This is a genomic window from Giesbergeria giesbergeri (assembly GCF_054779375.1).
The window spans coordinates 184,863-202,981 of sequence record NZ_BAAGYJ010000001.1; the positions used below are offsets into that span (position 1 = coordinate 184,863).

Consider the following 18,119-nt stretch of genomic DNA (forward strand, 5'->3'; position numbering starts at 1 on the left):
TAAGGCTATGCCATGCCACCCCTCTCCAACTGGTTTGAAACCCTGACGGGCTTTGCCGAGGTTGACTACCACGATGTCCAGCGTAAGCTACAGGTGCAGGGCCAACGGCTGATTTCTTTGGTCAACCAACGCAGCTTTGGCATTGGTTATTTGGAAACCCCGACACTGGCAATACTGCGCGAGCGGGCACTGCCACTGCAAGGCGCTGTATCAGGGGAGTTGGTGGTACGCAATACCATCGCCAATGCCTACGCACTGCATACCCAGCCAGAGACAAACCACGCACTGATCCAAGTGGCATCGCAATTTAATCTGCTGGAAATGACCGATTACAGGGTCACGCCAGAACAGGGGGTCACCCGCTACCAATCGGATCACACCCAAGGCCCAGCCTGTGCGATGGCAGCGGGGGCCGCTACTATCTATCGCAACTACTTTGTGCCGCTAGAAGATCAGGTAGGGCAAACCAAAACCTGCCAAATCAACACATTGCAAGACCTGAGCAGAGCCTTAGGGGTGGAGCAGACCATGCCTATGCACAACGGCTATGCCCTGCCATCGGTAGCTACACTGGAACAGATCCATGCCCTGCTCCTGCACGCCGATGAAGCACAGCGCGATGCTTTGCGAGCGCAATTGCGCATTGGTCTACATTGGGATGTGGAAGTAACGGCCCAAGGTGCGGCGCAAGATCAGCAGGTTTCGCAAGCCTTTTGTTCTGCCTTGCCGGTAGCCTATAGCCGGGCTGATCTTCACCTCTGGGAGCCTTTTGCCCGTTTGGTGCTCGAAGCCGCTTATGAGGCTACGCTATGGGCTGGCGTGCTTAATGCGGCCAAACACAAAAATCCTAGGGTGTACCTCACCATGCTGGGGGGCGGTGCCTTTGGTAATCACCGAGATTGGATCGTGCAGGCTATCGTCCGTAGTCTGCAACGTTTTCAAGGCGTGGCGCTAGAGGTGCATTTGGTCAGCTATGGCAGCATTGCCCCAGATTTACAAGCATTGGCCACCTGAAGCAACTATGTACTGCCCAGCTCATTTTCAGCAAGACCAGCCTGAGTTACTTTTAGAGCTGATAGAGGCGTTTCCGTTGGCCACTGTGGTGGCCAACAGCCCATCAGGTTTGGTGGCAGACCATCTGCCTGTGTTCCATCGCCCTGCGCCCGATGGATGGGGCCAACTGCTGGGCCATGTGGCGAAAAACAACCCACTATGGCAATGCCCCCCAACACAAGAGCTGCTCTTGATTTTTCAAGGCCCGTCCACCTATATTTCGCCCCAGTGGTACGCCAGCAAACCCATAGATGGCAAAGTGGTTCCTACTTGGAATTACGCGGTGGTGCATGTCTATGCCACGCTCAAAGCCCTACACGCCCCCGATGACCTCCTGGAAATTGTCACGCAACTCACCCAGCAGCACGAGGCAGCACAAGCGCAGCCGTGGCAGGTGTCCGATGCCCCGGCTGATTTCACCCAAAAGCTGCTGGCGGGCATCGTGGGCGTGGAGTTTTCCATCCAACGGATGCAGGGCAAATGGAAAGTCAGCCAAAACCAATCCACACCCAACCAGCACAGCGTGGTAGAGGGGCTGGTACAGCAAGGCACGGCACCATCGTTGCAGATGGCCGAGTTGGTGCAAACGCTGGGAGCGCGGTGATGCGTTGGCGCTCTCTCGCCTTGGTGGCGGTCACTGTGTTGGGCGGCTTGGGCGGCTGCGCCTCAGAACAATGGTATGGCGCAGGCCAGCTGTGGCAGCGCCAAGAGTGCAACAAGATGCCCGATGCCCAGCAGCGCAACCGCTGTATGGCGGGCACCAGTACCTCGTATGACCAATACCAGCGCCAACGACAAGCCACCGAAGGCGCAAAGTAGCATGTAGCCTTATGAGACGATGGTGAGCTTGGCCACCGCCAGCGCCAACCATTTGCTACCGTGGCGGCCAAAATGAACATGGGCGCGGGCATCGTCCCCCGTGCCCTCAATTGCCAACACCTTGCCTTCACCAAACTTGGTGTGAAACACCGCTGTACCGGCGCGCAAGCCATGCGATGGCGTGGCTTTTTGCACTGGCACCGGCGGGCTGGCAAAGGTCTCGGTTTTGCTGCCTGCGCTGCCCTTGCTGTAGGCGCTGTAACCACCATAGCTGCTGCCTTGACTGGCACGGGGAGCAAAACTGCCAAAGCCACTGCGCTGCGGTGTCAGCCATTTCAGGGCGCTGTCGGGCAACTCCTGAAAAAAGCGGCTTTTCTCGTTGTAGCGTGTCTGGCCGTGGAGCATCCGCGTTTGCGCGTGGCTCAGGTACAGGCGCTGGCGCGCACGGGTAATGGCTACATACATCAAGCGGCGCTCTTCTTCGAGGCCATCGCGCTCACCCACCGATTGGTCGTGCGGAAACAGTCCTTCCTCCAACCCACCAATAAAGACGCAGTCAAACTCCAACCCCTTGCTCGCATGCACCGTCATGAGTTGCACAGCTTCTTGGCCCGCTTGGGCTTGGTTGTCGCCCGCTTCCAGCGCCGCATGGGTTAAAAAGGCCGCCAAGGGCGAGAGTGTCTCGCCCGTATCCCCATCCACAAAGTCGGGTAGGGTGGTGGTAGCAACGCCATGCTCATCCACCGGCAGCGCCACCGCATCGCGGCCAAAGCCTTCGAGGGTGACAAAACTCTCACCTGCATTGACCAGTTCTTCCAGATTTTCAACACGGTCAGCACCGTCTTTGTCCGCGCGGTAGTGGGCCAAAAGTCCACTGGCGTGCAGCATCTGGTCGATGATGGTGCGCAGGTTCTCACCTTGCATCTGTTCGCTCAGTACCTCCACCAGCGCAACAAACTGATTCAGTTTGGCCCCGGCACTGCCCGGCACCAACGATACCGCGTCATGCAACGAGCAGCCACTGCTGCGGGCGCTGTCTTGCAAAACCTCGACACTGCGCGCACCAATGCCACGTGGCGGAAAGTTGACGACACGCATAAAACTGGTGTCGTCGTGCGGGTTTTCTAACAAGCGCAGATAGGCCAAGGCGTGTTTGATTTCGGCACGTTCAAAAAAGCGCAAACCACCATAAACACGGTACGGAATACGGGCATTGAACAGCGCCGACTCAATCACCCGGCTTTGGGCGTTGCTGCGGTAAAGCACGGCAATTTCTTGGTGCCGGAGCTGGTCAGATTGGAGCAACTGGCGGATTTCATCGGCCATCCATTGCGCCTCGGCCAAATCACTCACCGCTTCATACACGCGCACCGGCTCGCCGGGGCCTTGTTCGGTGCGCAGGTTTTTACCCAAACGGCGGCTGTTGTGGCTGATGAGCTGGTTGGCTGCGTCCAGAATATTGCTATAGCTGCGGTAGTTTTGCTCCAACTTGATCTGCTGCTGCACATCAAACTCGCGCAAAAAGTCTTGCATATTGCCCACCCGCGCCCCCCGAAAGGCGTAGATGCTTTGGTCATCGTCGCCCACGGCAATCACGCTGGCATGGGTGTGCAATTGCCCATCTACCTCGTCGCCCGCCAGTTGCTTGAGCCACAGGTATTGCAGACGGTTGGTGTCTTGAAACTCATCCACCAAGATATGGGCAAAACGCCGTTGGTAGTGGGCGCGCAGTGGGTCGTTGTCGCGCAGCAATTCATAGCTGCGCAACATCAGTTCGCCAAAATCCACAACGCCTTCGCGCTGGCATTGCTCTTCGTAAAGCTGGTATAGCTCCACCTTTTTGCGCGTGTCGGGGTCAATGCCAGCCACATCGCGCGGGCGGCGGCCCTCTTCTTTGCAACCGGCAATAAAGTATTGCACCTGCTTGGGTGGAAAACGCTCCTCATCCACACCAAACTGCTTACACAGCCGCTTGATGGCAGCAAGCTGGTCTTGGGTGTCCAGAATGTGAAAAGTCTGCGGCAAACCCGCTGCGTGGTGATGGATGCGCAACAACCGGTTGCACAAGCCGTGGAAAGTGCCTATCCACATACCGCGCACCGCCACCGGTAGCATGGCTCCAAGGCGGGTGAGCATCTCTTTGGCCGCTTTATTGGTAAAGGTGACGGCCAAAATGCTACCGGGGCTGGCTTGCCCCGTGTGCAATAGCCAAGCAATGCGGGTGGTGAGTACGCGGGTTTTGCCCGAGCCAGCACCAGCCAGCACCAAAGCATGGCCGTTGGGCAGGGTCACAGCGGCCCGTTGCTCGGGGTTGAGGCAACGCAGCAATGCCGCCGTGTCAGGGGCAGAGGAGTCTAGAAGCGAAGAATGTGGGGCCATGTGGGCATTGTAGAAACCCAGACCGTGTATAGCGGCCTTGGCATTCTGGTACGTAAAATCTGGCTCTGTTTTTTGGCCTCTGCCCCCGGTTTTTCGCAATTTTTTGTCATGAACAAGCCATCTTCTCTCTCATTGGCGGTGCTGGGTATCGGCATGATGGGCTTGCCCATCGCCCAACGTTTATGTGCTGCAGGGCACCGCGTGCAGGTTTGGAACCGCACCCGCGCCAAGGCAGAACCGCTAAGCACTGCTGGAGCCATAGTGCATGAGAAGGCTGCCGATGCCGTGCGCAATGCCGACATCGTGCTCAGTCTGCTCGAAAATGGCCCAGTGGTGGCAGATGTGTTGTTCCAGCAAGGGGCAGCAGCGGCCATGCACCCAGGCAGCTTGTTCATTGACATGGCATCCATTCAACCGCGTGAGGCGCGTGACCATGCCCTGCGCTTGCAAGCACAGGGCATCGCTTGTTTGGATGCTCCCGTCTCTGGCGGCACTGTGGGTGCCGAAGCAGGCACCTTGGCGATCATGGTGGGTGGAGTTGCGGCAGATTTTGTCCGTGCCCAGCCGGTGTTTGCTGCACTGGGGCGGGCCACCCATGTGGGGCCGCATGGCACGGGGCAACTGACCAAGCTCGCCAACCAGATGATTGTCGGCATCACCATTGGGGCCGTGGCCGAGGCGCTGCTGCTGGCTGCCAAAGGGGGCGCCGACATGGCTAAGGTGCGCGAGGCCATCAGCGGTGGCTTTGCCGATAGCCGCATCCTCCAATTGCATGGTCAGCGCATGGTAGAACAAGACTTTGCGCCACGGGGGCGGGTCAATGTGCAACTCAAGGATATGCGAAACGCCTTGGCTACCGCCGATGAGTTGGGCTTTGAGGCTCCGATCACTGCCCTGTTAAAGCAGCTCTACACCCAAACCGCCGAACATGGCTGGGCTGATTTAGACCAAAGCGCCCTATTTTTGGAGCTGGCACGGCGCAATGGTCTAGCGAAATAAAAATTTCGCCATCTTTGGATGAGGCATCGTAAAAATTAGTGCATAATTGAGTTCTTCGCAGCAAGCGACACAATTTTTAAGTGGGTTCTTAGCTCAGTTGGTAGAGCAGCGGACTCTTAATCCGTAGGTCGAGTGTTCGAGTCACTCAGGACCCACCACTTACAGAAAAGCCCTGTTATCCCACGATAACAGGGCTTTTTGCTTGGAACCTCCTGTCCGGCTGCGTTGGCATTTTTTACCAGGCAGCATCGCATGACACGTCAATATTTCGGCACCGATGGCATTCGTGGCACGGTAGGCCAGCATCCCATCACCCCTGATTTTGTTCTCCGATTGGCCCATGCCGTGGGCCGAGTGCTCAAGCGCACCGAAGAACGCCCCACGGTGCTCATTGGCAAAGACACCCGTATTTCAGGCTATATGCTCGAGAGCGCGCTGGAGTCAGGCTTTAATTCGGCTGGAGTGGATGTGGTACTGCTTGGGCCGCTGCCCACGCCGGGGGTGGCCTACCTCACCCGCGCGCAGCGGGCCAGTTTGGGTGTCGTGATCAGCGCCAGCCACAACCCCTATCCCGACAACGGCATCAAATTCTTCAGTGCGCAAGGCAGCAAATTGCCGGACGCTTGGGAGTTGGAGGTAGAGGCCGCATTACAAGAATCCCCTGTATGGGCGGATTCAGCCTCTTTGGGCAAAACCCGCCGCCTCGATGATGCGGCCGGGCGCTACATCGAATTTTGCAAGAGCACCTTTGCCCAAGACCTGACCCTCAAGGGGCTGAAAATCGTGGTGGATGCGGCCCACGGTGCAGCCTACCATATCGCTCCCAAGGTCTTTCATGAGCTGGGCGCCGAGGTCATTGCGATTGGCTGTTCCCCTGATGGCCTCAACATCAACCATGAGGTGGGGGCCACCCATCCAGATGCCCTAGTGCGTGCTGTACATGCCAACCGGGCCGACTATGGTATTGCCCTGGATGGCGATGCCGATCGGCTGCAAATGGTCGATGCCCAAGGCAGACTCTACAACGGCGATGAACTGCTTTACCTGATGGCAATTGACCGCATGGGCCGTGATGAAGACGTGCCCGGCGTGGTAGGCACCCTGATGACCAATATGGCGGTAGAACTGGCTTTTCGTGCGCGGGGCGTTCAGTTTGAGCGGGCCAAGGTGGGGGATCGGTATGTGCTGGAAACACTGGCACGCCACCACTGGGTGCTGGGCGGAGAAAGCTCGGGGCATCTGCTGGTGCTAGACCGGCAGACCACCGGCGATGGGCTGGTCAGTGCCTTACAGGTGCTTCAATACTGTGTGCGCAGCGAGCAAAGCATGGCGCAATTGCTGACGGGTTTGACGCTGTTTCCGCAAGTGCTATTGAATGTGCGTGTGCCGTTGGGGCAGGACTGGCGCTGCAACACACATCTGGTACAGGAAGCGCAGAGCGTCGAGGCAGAGCTGGGCCTGTCTGGGCGCATCCTGATTCGCCCCAGTGGCACCGAGCCGGTGCTGCGCATTATGGTGGAGGCCGCTGATGCGGCGGTAGCCAGACGCTGTGCCGAGCGTCTGAGCAAAGCGGCCTGCACAGGCTCACTGGCAGTGAATGCCTGTTAAGCCTTGGTGTCTACCCAAACGCCTGTGATTTGTCCAGAGCCATTGACATTGATGCGTGAGGCAGCCGCATTGCTGCGGCGGGCATTGGCTTCAGTGGCGGCGGCATTGTCGTTGGCAACGTCAGACCGCTGACCTGCCTGTTCGGCCTGTTGGTTGATTTTGTCAGCACGGGCCTGCTCCATGTTGGCCGTACGCTGGGCTTCTTGGGCCTTGGTTTGCAGCGTTTTGGCATCTTGCTCGGCCTGCTGGGCTTCCCGCCGTGCCATTTGGGCCTGGGTTTGGGGGGAAGTTGCTGCTGTAGTGATGGGTATAGTGGCCATTATTCTCTCTCCTGAAAGTGTCTCGTCTGACCCATCTCTCTAGCACCAGAGAGTGGGCATATCCGCAGTAGGCTGATTACACCATCGATTGTGTATGATTTTGTAACAACCTCCTGCTGCATAGCGTTGCATGGGTTGGTGGGACAGATGCCTGATCGTCTCCCAATCGGGTGTGAAAGTAAAGACACCTGCCCCTTCAAGCTCTGCTGCCCGTAGCGCCAGCCAACAATGCCTGTAGCTGTGTAGCCGGCATGGGGCGGCCATAGTAATAACCTTGGGCCTCCGTGCAACCTTGCTCGCGCAAAAATGCCAATTGGCCACTGGTTTCTACCCCTTCGGCAATGGTCTGCATACCCAATGCCTGGGCCATGCGAATGATGGCACTGACAATGGCCCGGTCGTTGGCATCATCGTCCAAGTCACGCACAAAAGATTGGTCAATCTTGAGCTTATAGACAGGAAAACGCTTGAGTTGGCTCAGGGACGAATACCCCGTGCCAAAATCATCAATCGACAGCAGTACCCCGTGGCTATGCAGCTCGTCCATCGTTGCAATAGCGGCGCGCGGATCGTCCATCGCTACGCCTTCGGTCAGTTCCAGCTCCAGCGCATGGGCAGGCAGGCCACTTTCTTGCAAAATGCGCGTGACCAGTTGGGGAAACTGGGGCTGGCGAAACTGCACCGCCGACAGGTTGACGGCCATCGTCTCGAGCATCAGCCCCATCTTGCGCCATGCCTGCAATTGGCGCAGTGCTTCGCGCAACACCCATTCTCCGATGGGCAAAATTTGGCCGCAATCTTCGGCAATCGGAATGAATTCGGCGGGAGAAATAGCGCCCAATTCGGGGTGCTGCCAGCGCAGCAATGCCTCCACACCCGTGATCTGGCCAGTGGCAATGCAAATTTGTGGTTGGTAGTGCAGCGTAAACTGCTCTCGCTCCAGCGCACGGCGCAGGGCGTTTTCCAGTTGCAACGCCCGCACCGACTGGGCCCGCATTTCAGGGGTGAAAAAACTGTAGGTATTGCGACCGTCCAACTTGGCACGGTACATGGCCACATCAGCGGCTTGGTTCAGGGTGGCAAAGTCAGTGCCATCATCTGGGTAGAGCGCGATGCCCATAGAGGGCGCCATCGTCAGCTCATGGTGCTCTATTTGGTAAGGCTGGCGCGCTGCTTCCAGCAATTTGTTGGCCACACGCTCGGCACCCTGCGCATTGGCACCAGGCAGCAACAAGATAAACTCATCTCCACCCACACGGCACACTGTATCGCGCTCACGCACTACAGCCCGCAAACGCTGGGCAATGGCAACCAGCAGCGCATCGCCCACCCGGTGCCCTAGCGAGTCGTTGACATGCTTGAAGTGATCCAGATCCAGAAAGATAACGGCCAGAGGCGTCTGCTCTTTGCGGGCCAATTCAATGGCTTGGCTGCTACGCTCGGCCAGCAGGGTGCGGTTGGGCAAGCTGGTCAGCGGGTCGTAATGGGCCAACCAGTAAATTCGTTCTTGGTCTTTACGCCTATCGTTGATTTCGTGGTGCAAGCTGTTGACGGTCTCGCGCAACTGCTGGGTGCGCTCCTGCACTGTTTGTTCCAGCGCCTCGTGGGCCTGTGCTAGCTCGGCTTGTGTGCGCTGGCGTTCTGTGATGTCTAGCACGATCCAAACGGTGCCACCATCGGGCTGCGCAGGATTCACAGGCTGACCACGCACCTCACAGGCTATGGTGGTGCCATCTTTTTTGCGCAGCAACACCTCCCCCCCCGAGGCCTGCCCTTGCGCCAGCAAGGCACTCCACCGCTGCCAATCTTGGGGATGGGAAAACCAGTGCTCAATGCCAGTGCCTACCAGTTCACCGGGGTGGTAACCCAGCATCTGTTCAAAATGCCGGTTGCAATGGGTCAGGCGCTGCTGGGTCAAAAACACCATGCCCATCAAAGCGTTGTCAAGCAGTGCCTGCTTTTCTCGCAGGGCTGTATCGAGCCGAAGCTGGATGTTTTTCTGCTCGTCGATGTTGTCAATGATCCAGATGGAACCTTCTGTCGTGTCCTGTGGATTGATCAGGGTACCCGTCAGGCGCGCCCAAAACAAACGGCCATCGCAACGGCGCATTTGTCGCTCTGTATGGTAGGTACGGCCTCTGGACATCACCGGGTAGGCTGCACGCCCTAAGGCGCGAAAAGCCGCCTGGTCTGGATAGAAACCCACACTGCCCTGACCGATCAGTTCTTGGTGAGAGTCGTAACCAAAAATCTCGGCATAACGGGCATTGGCACGCACCACCACCCGATCACGGATAAACACAATGCCCATCCCAGCGTTGTCGAGTAAGACTTGGTGTTCACGCAGGGTGCGCAGCCATGCCTGATCCGTGGCTGGCGGCAGCAGGGTAGAGGCGGAGATATCGTGTAGAGCGGGCATGTGGCCGGTAGTAGCAGCCGATCGGATGGCTACCGTAGTTCATTCATCTAAAGCTAACCTCGGTTGGAAACCTCTCCCTTGCAGTAGGCAACACTCACGAAGACGGGCAACCGCTTCCAAAGTGGGACTTTCAGGGGGTGGGGTTGTGACACGCTAAAGTGTAGCAGTCACCCACTTGTCCAATGGGCGAACCACCAGCGACTGTTAACTTTGCTGTTGGTGCAACAGTGCCTCAAAGGCGGCCACAGGCAAGGGACGGCTGAACAGGTAACCCTGCCCCTCATCACAGCCTTGCTCCAGCAAAAAGGCCCGTTGTGCCTCGGTTTCTACCCCTTCGGCAGTAGTGCGCATACCCAAAGCTTGGGCCATGTGGATGATGGCGCTGATGATTGCCCGATCATTGGCGTCTTCATGGACATCTCGGACAAAAGACTGGTCAATCTTGAGCTTGCCCAAAGGAAAACGCTTGAGCTGATTGAGCGATGAGTACCCCGTACCAAAGTCATCCATCGATAGATGGGCACCCCGCTCATGCAGTTGCGTCATCACGTCCAAGGCGGAGGCCGGATCGTCTACGGCAGCACCTTCTGTCAATTCCAGCTCAAGCCGATGGCCTGGTAGTTGGGCTTCGTCTAAGCAGCGCGACACCATCTCTAATAACTGCGGGTGGCGAAACTGCACCGCCGACAGGTTGACCGAGACCGTGCGCAGCCCAATGCCCTGATCCAACCACCGTTTGGCGTCTCGGGCCGCCGTGGCGAGCACCCATTCTCCAATGGCTATGATCATGCCGCTGTTTTCGGCAATTGGAATAAATTCGGCAGGCGAAATCGGCCCCCACTCGGGGTGCTGCCAACGCAGCAGCGCCTCGGCACCAACGATCTGGCCGGTTTGTAGCGCCACTTGGGCTTGGTAATGCAAGGCAAACTGCTGGCGCTCCAATGCCCGGTGGAGCGCATTTTCTAGCATCAAAGCCCGTGCGGAAGAGGCTTCTAAGTCGGCAGTGAAAAAACTGTAGCGGTTGCGGCCACTGCGCTTGGCACGGTACATGGCAGCATCAGCACGCTGGTACAAGGTGTCAAAATGCTCTCCGTCTTTGGGAAAAATGGAAATCCCAATCGACAAAGTGGTGCTCAACTCATGCCCCTCTAACTGGCATGGCTCAGACAACCCCCGCAGCAAGTGGGTCGCCATACGGGCCGCCGCCTCGGCCTCCGTATCTGGCAACAGCAGCAAAAACTCATCCCCCCCTAGGCGCGACACCGTGTCTTGCTCGCGGGCCAAGGTTTGCAGGCGCTGGGCGAGCGTGACCAACAGAGCATCACCCATGCGGTGCCCTAATGAATCGTTGACATTTTTGAAGTGGTCTAAATCGAGAAACAGCACGGCCAAATTGCCGTTGTGGCTGCGTTGGCGGTCAATCATCTGGGCGGCCCGCTGGGCCAACAGTGCCCGATTGGGCAGGCCCGTAAGATGGTCAAAATGGGCCAGATGCTCAATTTTTTCTAGGGCAGCCCGCTGCTGGGTAATATCACGGGCCAGCAATACATAGCCAGGGGCACTGTCACTGGTGGCTGCTTTGCGCGCTACCGACAACTCAAACCAACTTTGCCCCTGCTCTGGCATGGGCAGACAAATCTGTTGCCCTGTAGAGCATCCCTGCTGCCGCGCCTCTTCGAGGGCCGCTACCAAAGTTTTGCTGCTCTCTTCGGGTAGTACCTCCCAAAGATAGCGACCCAACAACTTGGCAGCCGGCAGCGCCAGCGCGTTGGCATGGGCATGGTCGATTTGCAAAAACCGGCCATGATCATCCAACTCCAGCAGCATGTCTGGAATAGCGTCTACCGTGGCTTGGAGTTGCTGTTGGGTGCTAAAGATTTCAGCGGTGCGGGCATGCACCAACGACTCTAAGTCTCTTTCATGGGCCTTGAGTTGCAATAGCAAGCGCACCAAATGCCCAATCAACAAACTCATCAACAGCCCGAGCAAACCACGGCCTACCAGCCGCACCGGACTGCCCCAACCTTGGGTGGGTGTCACAGCCAACGACCATTGCCCATTGGGTAATGAGAGCCCATGCACTACAGGCCGACTACCCGGCGGAGGGCTGGAAACGCTGATCTCCTGCGTCTGCCCCGTATGCGGCAAAACACGCGACAGCCGATACTGATAGCCCCGCTCTACCAACTGTGGAAAGTTGGCTGCCGCCAATACATCGGCAATGCGAATCGTGACATGGGTAAAGCCCCAAAAATGCCGTTGTCCCCGTTCGTCGCTCAAATAAACCGGGTGACGCCCCACCACCCCCACACCACCTTGCACCAAGGGCAATGGCCCAGCCAAGGTGAGCTGACCACTGTCGCGTGCCAAAGCAGCCTCGGCGCCTTGCGCAGGGTCATTCAACTGATCAAAGCCTAACAGGGCTTCATTGCCTTGGGCGGGCACCACTTTTTGCACCACACCGTTGGGGGCCAACCCCATCGCCACGATGCCTGGGTAAAAAGGCAACAGCTGCCCGCCAATGGCCTCAAACCCCTGCACCTCCCCTTGGCCTTGGCGCACCAAAGCCACCAGCACATTGTTGGCCGAAAGTGCCGACTCAATACCACGCTGCAATGAACGCGCATGGTCACTGGCCAACCCTGACACCTGGTGGCGCTGCTGGGCCAAGTCTTGCTGCTCCAAATGCCAAATCAAGGCACCGCAGCACCATGCCGTGCCCACAAAAGCCAGCACCCCCGCATGAAGCGGCGAGAGGCAAGAGAAAGAGAGGTGTTGTAGCACGATGCAATATCCTCATCGGATTATGCAAGGTTGATTGCATTTTGCGCAGATACAACATTGGAAAACCAAGGCAAGTGCTTGCCGTCCCAAGGCTGTCTTGTCATGATGTACGTCATGAAATTGACACATCCTGCGCCAATACTGTCACAATTAGCTTTGAATCCCATTCGCGCCATGCCCCCTCTTTCTGCGGATCACGTCGTGATGGCGTCGCATCCTGTCAGCTCTGCTGTTGACTCCTCTCCATTGCCACCTGCCACCTTGCTGGATCGCGATCACAGCATCATGGCCTTTAATGAACGGGTATTTGACTGGGCCGTGCGCTCCGATGTGCCACTGCTGGAGCGGGTGCGTTACCTGACCATCGTCTCCTCCAATCTAGACGAATTTTTTGAGGTGCGTGCAGCCCCCCATTTGGCCGCAGCGCGCAGCGGCGAGACTAAGGGTGTTTATACACAAGCCTCTTTCAAGGCACTGGCAGCCAAAGCGCACGATTTGGTAGAGCGCCAATATGCGCTCTACAACGACGAACTGGTGCCTGCACTGGCCGCCCACGGCATCCGTATCATTCCGCATGGCGAGCGCAACCCGGCCCAGCGCCGTTGGGTACAAGAGTATTTCCAGCGTGAAGTGCGGCCCCTGTTGATCCCCATAGGCCTAGACCCAGCGCACCCCTTCCCACAAGTAGCCAACAAATCGCTCAATTTCATTGTCCGCCTCAAAGGTGGCGACGCTTTTGGCCGCGAGAACGAGATTGCGATTGTCAAAATCCCACGCGTGCTGCCGCGCCTAATTCGCATGCCCGCCAGCGTAGCCAAGGGTGTGCAATGCGTCAGCTTGTCCAGCGTTGTGCGGGCGCACCTGGTCGATTTGTTTCCTGAGCGCGAAGTCACGGCGTTTTCGCAGTTCCGCGTCACACGCCACTCCGATTTGGCTGTGGATGAAGAGGATGCGCGCAATCTGCGCACGGCCCTGCGCCAAGGCTTACAGCAACGCCATTATGGTGAAGCCGTGCGGCTAGAGGTATCGGCAGGCTGTTCAGAATTTTTGGCCGATTTTTTGCTGGCCCAGTTCAATCTGCCCACCGAAGCCCTGTACCGGGTGCATGGGCCAGTCAATCTGGTGCGCTTGGCCCAACTGGTCGATCTGGCAGATATGCCCGAGTTGGTGTTTCCGCGCTCGGTACCCTGCTGGCCACACCAGATGCCACAAGGTGGCTCTATCCTGACCCAGCTGCGCACCAAAGGCGATGTGCTGATCCACCAACCGTTTGAGAGTTTTGATGGCGTGCTGGCCTTCCTGCGCGAGGCTGTCAATGACCCACAGGTGCTGGCGATCAAGCAGACCATTTACCGCACAGGCTCCGACCCCCAAATGCTCGATCTGCTGCGCGAGGCCGTGCGTCGAGGCAAAGAAGTGTTGGCAGTGGTGGAGTTGAAGGCCCGTTTTGACGAAGAGGCCAACATCAATTGGGCCGAGGCACTAGAGTCGGTGGGGGCGCAGGTGGTCTATGGCGTGGTGGGCCTGAAAACCCATGCCAAGCTGCTGCTCATTACCCGCCGCGAAGGGCGCCAATTGCGCCGCTATGGTCACCTGTCTACAGGCAACTACAACCCACGCACAGCACGCCTCTACACCGATTTGAGCTACCTCACCGCCGATGAAGACACCACGGCGGACATGGACAACGTCTTTAACCACTTGGCCAGCCAAAACCGTCTGCCCAAAATGAGCCGCCTGATGGTGGCACCGTTCCATCTGCACCGGGGCATGATGGAAAAGATTGAGCAGGTGGGGCGCGCTGCAGCCGAGGGCAAAGATGCCCGGATTGTGGCCAAAATGAACTCCCTCACCGACGAGGCACTGGTACGCGCCCTGCTGCGGGCGGGTCAGCATGGTGCCAAAATCGACTTGATCGTGCGCGGTGCCTGCATTTTGCCCGCCCAAGTGCCAGGCGTGAGCGACAACGTCAGGGTGCGCTCCATCATTGGGCGCTTCTTAGAGCACAGTCGGGTGTTCTACTTCCGTGCCGGTGAGCAAGAAGACCTGTACCTGTCTAGCGCCGACTGGATGAACCGCAACATGATGCGCCGGGTGGAGGTGGCTTGGCCCGTCACCGATGCCAAGCTGCGCCAGCGCATTCTGGATGAATGTCTGGTCGCCTATCTGTGCGATGACCGCGATGCCTGGATACTGCAACCCGATGGCGTCTATGCCAATACCAACCAATCTGAGCACAGCACGGGTACGAGCACAGGGGCGCAAGATGCCCTGATGCACCGTTATGCCTTGGCCCACCCCTCCAACACAAAGGCCTGAAATGATGGATTTGATTCTGTGGCGCCATGCCGAAGCCTTTGACTTGGTCGATGGGCAAGACGACTTGCAGCGCGTTCTCACACCACGCGGCGAGAAACAGGCCATGCGCATGGCCGCTTGGCTGCACAAGCACTTGCCCGATGGTTTGCGCGTGCTGGCCAGCCCTGCGGTACGCACAGAACAGACCGTGCGTGCGTTGGATCGCAAATACAAGCTACGTGCCGAACTACTGCCCGATGGCTCGCCCCAAGAACTGCTGGAGTTAGCCCGTTGGCCCGATGCCAAAGGGGCCGTACTGGTCGTAGGGCACCAACCCATGTTGGGGCAAGTAGCAGCCCAATTGTTGGGCATACAGGCTGGGGAATGCTCCATTCGCAAAGGTGCCGTCTGGTGGTTGCGCCAGCGCCAAAAATTGGAGCAAACCGAAACGGTGCTGCTCACAGTGCAGTCACCCGAACTGCTCTGACAACAAGCAGCCAGCACAACGCTGTGGGCGCTCAGTGGCGCCCTGACACGGTTTTACGGCATGTCCAGCGTTAATGTCCAAGGCGTCTTTTGCCAGGCTTGGACTTCCTCGTGCAACAGGTGTGCCGATTGCGGATAACGCTCCACCCACCCTGGCGGTATTTGCAGCAAAAAGCCATTGCCCAGCACCTCTAGTTGTAGCCCCTGCACCTGCGGCTCACGGCGTGCATGGCACAAGGCCACCGCCAAACGCAGACAAAGCAGCTGCAAGGCAAAAACCGCATCGTCCAAATCAGTTTCTAATTTGTGTACCTTGCCTCGGTGGCCCAGCACCAACAAGCCCAAGCGATGCAACTCGGGTTGAGAAAATCCTGCCACATCGGTGTTGTCCAAAATGTAGGCACCATGCCGATGCGAATAGCTGTGGGAGATACGACAACCAATTTCATGCAGGCGAGCGGCCCAACCTAACTTGCGCTGTGCATGGGCATTGGCATCGGGCGCCGCTTGGCAGAACAAACCACAGGCTACCCGCTCCACCCGCTCGGCTTGCGGCATATCCACAGCAAAACGCTCCATCAGCGCCCGTACGGTAGAACTGCGCAAATCGGTTTCTGGTTGCTCACGGTCAATCAGGTCGTACAACGCGCCTTGGCGCAAAGCTCCTTGGGCCACCTGCATTTGCCGAATATCGAGCAGATCGAACAAGGCCCGCAGCACACTCAGGCCACCACCAATCACCGCTCGGCGCTCATCCTTGAGACCATCGAGCCGTATCCGGTCGGCATTTTGTGCGCGCAACAGGCGCTCTTGCAGCCAATCCAGCCCCTCTCGGCTGATCACACCCGCAGGCAGATAGCCTGCCGCGGCCAAAATATCGCCCACCGCCCCCACCGTACCCGACGAACCATAGGCAACGTCCCAAGTGCTGGGGTGGTAAGAAACCAGTGCTTCGTCCAGCACCGCCTTGGCCGCAATCTCAGCGGTATGAAAAGCTTGGGGTGTAAAGTTACCGTGGTCAAAATAGCGGCTAGACCAAGCCACGCTGCCCACACGAAACGAGGCCACCGTGTGGGCCGTAAAGCCTTGCCCCAAGATCAGTTCGGTAGAGCGGCCACCAATATCGACCACGAGCCGACGCTCGTCCGACTGCGGCAACATGCGCGAGACGCCTTGATAAATCAGCCGCGCCTCTTCTGGCCCCGAAATCACATCAATCGGATGGCCCAAGATTTGGATGGCCCGTTGCAGAAAGATCTCGCGGTTACGGGCATCGCGCAGAGTTTGCGTAGCCACGGCCCGCACCTGCGCCCGAGGAAAATCGGCCAACCGCTCGGCAAAGCGGGCCAGACAATCCCAGCCCCGCTGCATAGCCTCGGGGGTCAGGTTGCGATCCTCATCCAGTCCGTTGCCTTGGCGCACGGTCTCTTTCAGGTATTCAACGCGCTGGATGTGGCCGTGCTCGAAGCGGCCAATTTCCAGGCGAAAGCTGTTCGATCCAAGATCTACAGCAGCGAGCAATGTTGCGTTTTGCATGGGGTTGTGCAGGTGGGCCGGTGTCTGGTGACTCAGCATCGTACCTGCACACAGACACCCTGCAGGCAATGTCTGCTGCAATGTGCAGATGCTGCACCACAGTGGCAAGGCAAGGATGACAGAGCGAATGCCTGAAGACTATGCAGCAATCATGACATTACCGTGACGATCTTGTCATACAGGCAATGGCGTTTGGTATTTTTTGTATGGCTTCTCTGGCATTTCAGGGGTGTGGGGCAGCGTGAATCATGTCACGACACTGTCACAAACGGCTTTTAGAGTCGGCAACAACTGTACTTTCCAACCTGAGAGGTCTCTCCCATGAAACTGTCCATGATTCGCGTGCTGGTCGCTGGTGTTGTCGGTGCTGGTGCATTCTCTGCTGCAATGGCGCAACAAGAAGTCACTGGCGCGGGCGCTACGTTCCCAGCACCGCTGTATGCCAAATGGGCAGCCGATTACAACAAGGCCACAGGGATCAAAATCAACTACCAATCGGTAGGCTCGGGGGCGGGTTTGCGCCAGATTGAGGCCAAAACCGTGGCCTTTGGTGCCTCAGACATGCCCCTGAAAGAAGAAGACCTGGAAAAGAAAGGCCTGACGCAATTTCCGATGGTGATTGGCGGCGTAGTGCCCGTTATCAACGTCAAAGGGATTGCCCCCGGACAACTCAAACTGTCAGGCCAAGTGCTGGGCGACATCTACCTGGGCAAAATTACCAAGTGGAATGACCCCGCCATCCAAGCTCTCAATGCTGGCTTGGCCCTGCCCGATGCCACGATCTCGCCAGTGCGCCGCGCAGACGGCTCGGGCACCACCTTTATTTTCACCAATTACCTGTCCAAGGTAAACGCCGAGTGGAAAGCCAAAGTGGGCGAGGGTACCGCTGTCAACTGGCCCACGGGGGCTGGCGGCAAAGGCAATGAAGGCGTTGCTGCTTTTGTGGGCCGCCTGCCCAACTCGATTGGCTATGTTGAATACGCCTACGTCAAGCAAAACAAAATGAACTACACGCTGATGCAAAACGCAGCGGGCAATTTTGTCACCCCTGACGATGATGCCTTCAAAGCCGCAGCGGCAGGTGCTGTCTGGCCCAAGAGCTTCTACCTGATTTTGACCAACCAGCCCGGCGCGGCCACTTGGCCCATCACCAACCCCACCTTCATCTTGATGCACAAGACCCCCGACAAGGCAGTCGATGCGGCCACCTCGCTCAAGTTCTTTGACTGGGCCTACAAGAGCGGCGACAAAACAGCAGCCGATCTGGACTATGTCCCTCTGCCAGCCGCAGTGAAAGACCTGGTCACCAAGTCTTGGGCCGACAACATCAAAGACGCTTCTGGCAAGGCCATCGCTTACAAGTGATGGTCGCTGGGGTGGTGCTGACGCTACCCACGCCAGCACCGCCCCCATGATTG

Annotated in this window: 13 protein-coding genes and 1 tRNA gene; 9 read left to right on the forward strand and 5 right to left on the reverse strand. The window is 57.8% G+C overall.

Annotated elements, in window-relative coordinates:
• The first annotated feature begins 12 nt into the window (after positions 1 to 12).
• Genes ACYVB2_RS00845 through ACYVB2_RS00855 form a run of 3 tightly spaced genes read left to right on the forward strand, consistent with a single transcriptional unit; the run spans position 13 to position 1,872 of the window.
• A complete protein-coding gene (locus ACYVB2_RS00845) occupies positions 13 to 1,014 on the forward strand; it encodes a hypothetical protein (RefSeq protein WP_382431464.1) in 1,002 nt (333 codons plus the stop codon).
• A gap of 7 nt (positions 1,015 to 1,021) precedes the next feature.
• Positions 1,022 to 1,657, forward strand: coding sequence for an FMN-binding negative transcriptional regulator (locus tag ACYVB2_RS00850; protein ID WP_382431462.1), 636 nt, complete (start codon positions 1,022 to 1,024; stop codon positions 1,655 to 1,657).
• Positions 1,657 to 1,872: a hypothetical protein gene (locus ACYVB2_RS00855; RefSeq protein ID WP_382431460.1), complete on the forward strand. Its 216-nt coding sequence runs from the start codon at positions 1,657 to 1,659 to the stop codon at positions 1,870 to 1,872. The genes ACYVB2_RS00850 and ACYVB2_RS00855 overlap by 1 nt, the downstream gene beginning before the upstream one ends.
• A 9-nt stretch (positions 1,873 to 1,881) precedes the next feature.
• On the opposite strand, the gene ACYVB2_RS00860 is transcribed toward ACYVB2_RS00855, so the two are convergent.
• A complete protein-coding gene (locus ACYVB2_RS00860; protein WP_382431458.1) occupies positions 1,882 to 4,251 on the reverse strand; it encodes a UvrD-helicase domain-containing protein in 2,370 nt (789 codons plus the stop codon).
• A gap of 108 nt (positions 4,252 to 4,359) precedes the next feature.
• Between ACYVB2_RS00860 and ACYVB2_RS00865 the strand changes: the two genes are divergently transcribed.
• The 3 genes from ACYVB2_RS00865 (at position 4,360) to glmM (ending at position 6,858) form a co-directional block, all read left to right on the forward strand.
• On the forward strand, positions 4,360 to 5,250 hold the full coding sequence (locus tag ACYVB2_RS00865; RefSeq protein WP_382431456.1) for an NAD(P)-dependent oxidoreductase: 891 nt from the start codon (positions 4,360 to 4,362) through the stop codon (positions 5,248 to 5,250).
• A gap of 82 nt (positions 5,251 to 5,332) precedes the next feature.
• Positions 5,333 to 5,408, forward strand: a tRNA-Lys gene (locus tag ACYVB2_RS00870).
• A gap of 94 nt (positions 5,409 to 5,502) precedes the next feature.
• Complete coding sequence (gene glmM, locus ACYVB2_RS00875; protein WP_382431454.1) at positions 5,503 to 6,858, forward strand: phosphoglucosamine mutase; 1,356 nt, start codon at positions 5,503 to 5,505, stop codon at positions 6,856 to 6,858.
• Here the strand turns inward: glmM and ACYVB2_RS00880 are convergent.
• The 3 genes from ACYVB2_RS00880 to ACYVB2_RS00890 all read right to left on the reverse strand — a co-directional run bounded on the left by ACYVB2_RS00880 (position 6,855) and on the right by ACYVB2_RS00890 (position 12,381).
• Entirely contained in the window at positions 6,855 to 7,178 is a 324-nt protein-coding gene (locus ACYVB2_RS00880; protein WP_382431452.1) for a hypothetical protein, read from the reverse strand. The two genes, glmM and ACYVB2_RS00880, sit on opposite strands and share 4 nt — an antisense overlap.
• Before the next feature lie 196 nt (positions 7,179 to 7,374).
• The gene (locus tag ACYVB2_RS00885; RefSeq protein WP_382431450.1) at positions 7,375 to 9,597 is read right to left on the reverse strand and encodes a sensor domain-containing protein; all 2,223 of its coding nucleotides are present in this window, start codon (positions 9,595 to 9,597) and stop codon (positions 7,375 to 7,377) included.
• A gap of 204 nt (positions 9,598 to 9,801) precedes the next feature.
• Entirely contained in the window at positions 9,802 to 12,381 is a 2,580-nt protein-coding gene (locus tag ACYVB2_RS00890) for a bifunctional diguanylate cyclase/phosphodiesterase (RefSeq protein ID WP_382431448.1), read from the reverse strand.
• 204 nt (positions 12,382 to 12,585) lie between these two features.
• Between ACYVB2_RS00890 and ppk1 the strand changes: the two genes are divergently transcribed.
• Positions 12,586 to 14,700 (forward strand): polyphosphate kinase 1, encoded by a 2,115-nt coding sequence (gene ppk1 / locus ACYVB2_RS00895; RefSeq protein ID WP_460534870.1) that lies wholly within the window; start codon positions 12,586 to 12,588, stop codon positions 14,698 to 14,700.
• A gap of 1 nt (position 14,701) precedes the next feature.
• Positions 14,702 to 15,166 carry a SixA phosphatase family protein gene (locus tag ACYVB2_RS00900; protein ID WP_382431444.1) on the forward strand — a complete coding sequence of 155 codons (465 nt, stop codon included), beginning with the start codon at positions 14,702 to 14,704 and terminating at the stop codon, positions 15,164 to 15,166.
• A 53-nt stretch (positions 15,167 to 15,219) separates the two neighbouring features.
• Here ACYVB2_RS00900 and ACYVB2_RS00905 read toward each other — a convergent pair whose 3' ends face one another.
• On the reverse strand, positions 15,220 to 16,701 hold the full coding sequence (locus tag ACYVB2_RS00905; RefSeq protein ID WP_382431442.1) for a Ppx/GppA phosphatase family protein: 1,482 nt from the start codon (positions 16,699 to 16,701) through the stop codon (positions 15,220 to 15,222).
• Positions 16,702 to 17,022: 321 nt separating this feature from the next.
• On the opposite strand from ACYVB2_RS00905, the gene pstS reads away from it, so the two are divergent.
• The gene (pstS, locus tag ACYVB2_RS00910) at positions 17,023 to 18,066 is read left to right on the forward strand and encodes a phosphate ABC transporter substrate-binding protein PstS (RefSeq protein WP_382431440.1); all 1,044 of its coding nucleotides are present in this window, start codon (positions 17,023 to 17,025) and stop codon (positions 18,064 to 18,066) included.
• Positions 18,067 to 18,119 lie beyond the last annotated feature (53 nt).

Bases quoted from the DNA above. Each gene is read 5' to 3' on its own strand.
- ACYVB2_RS00845 (WP_382431464.1), top strand. From the start codon at position 13: ATGCCACCCCTCTCCAACTGGTTTGAAACCCTGACGGGCTTTGCCGAG.
- ACYVB2_RS00850 (WP_382431462.1), top strand. From the start codon at position 1,022: ATGTACTGCCCAGCTCATTTTCAGCAAGACCAGCCTGAGTTACTTTTA.
- ACYVB2_RS00855 (WP_382431460.1), top strand. From the start codon at position 1,657: ATGCGTTGGCGCTCTCTCGCCTTGGTGGCGGTCACTGTGTTGGGCGGC.
- ACYVB2_RS00860 (WP_382431458.1), bottom strand. From the start codon at position 4,251: ATGGCCCCACATTCTTCGCTTCTAGACTCCTCTGCCCCTGACACGGCG.
- ACYVB2_RS00865 (WP_382431456.1), top strand. From the start codon at position 4,360: ATGAACAAGCCATCTTCTCTCTCATTGGCGGTGCTGGGTATCGGCATG.
- glmM (WP_382431454.1), top strand. From the start codon at position 5,503: ATGACACGTCAATATTTCGGCACCGATGGCATTCGTGGCACGGTAGGC.
- ACYVB2_RS00880 (WP_382431452.1), bottom strand. From the start codon at position 7,178: ATGGCCACTATACCCATCACTACAGCAGCAACTTCCCCCCAAACCCAG.
- ACYVB2_RS00885 (WP_382431450.1), bottom strand. From the start codon at position 9,597: ATGCCCGCTCTACACGATATCTCCGCCTCTACCCTGCTGCCGCCAGCC.
- ppk1 (WP_460534870.1), top strand. From the start codon at position 12,586: ATGGCGTCGCATCCTGTCAGCTCTGCTGTTGACTCCTCTCCATTGCCA.
- ACYVB2_RS00900 (WP_382431444.1), top strand. From the start codon at position 14,702: ATGATGGATTTGATTCTGTGGCGCCATGCCGAAGCCTTTGACTTGGTC.
- ACYVB2_RS00905 (WP_382431442.1), bottom strand. From the start codon at position 16,701: ATGCAAAACGCAACATTGCTCGCTGCTGTAGATCTTGGATCGAACAGC.
- pstS (WP_382431440.1), top strand. From the start codon at position 17,023: ATGAAACTGTCCATGATTCGCGTGCTGGTCGCTGGTGTTGTCGGTGCT.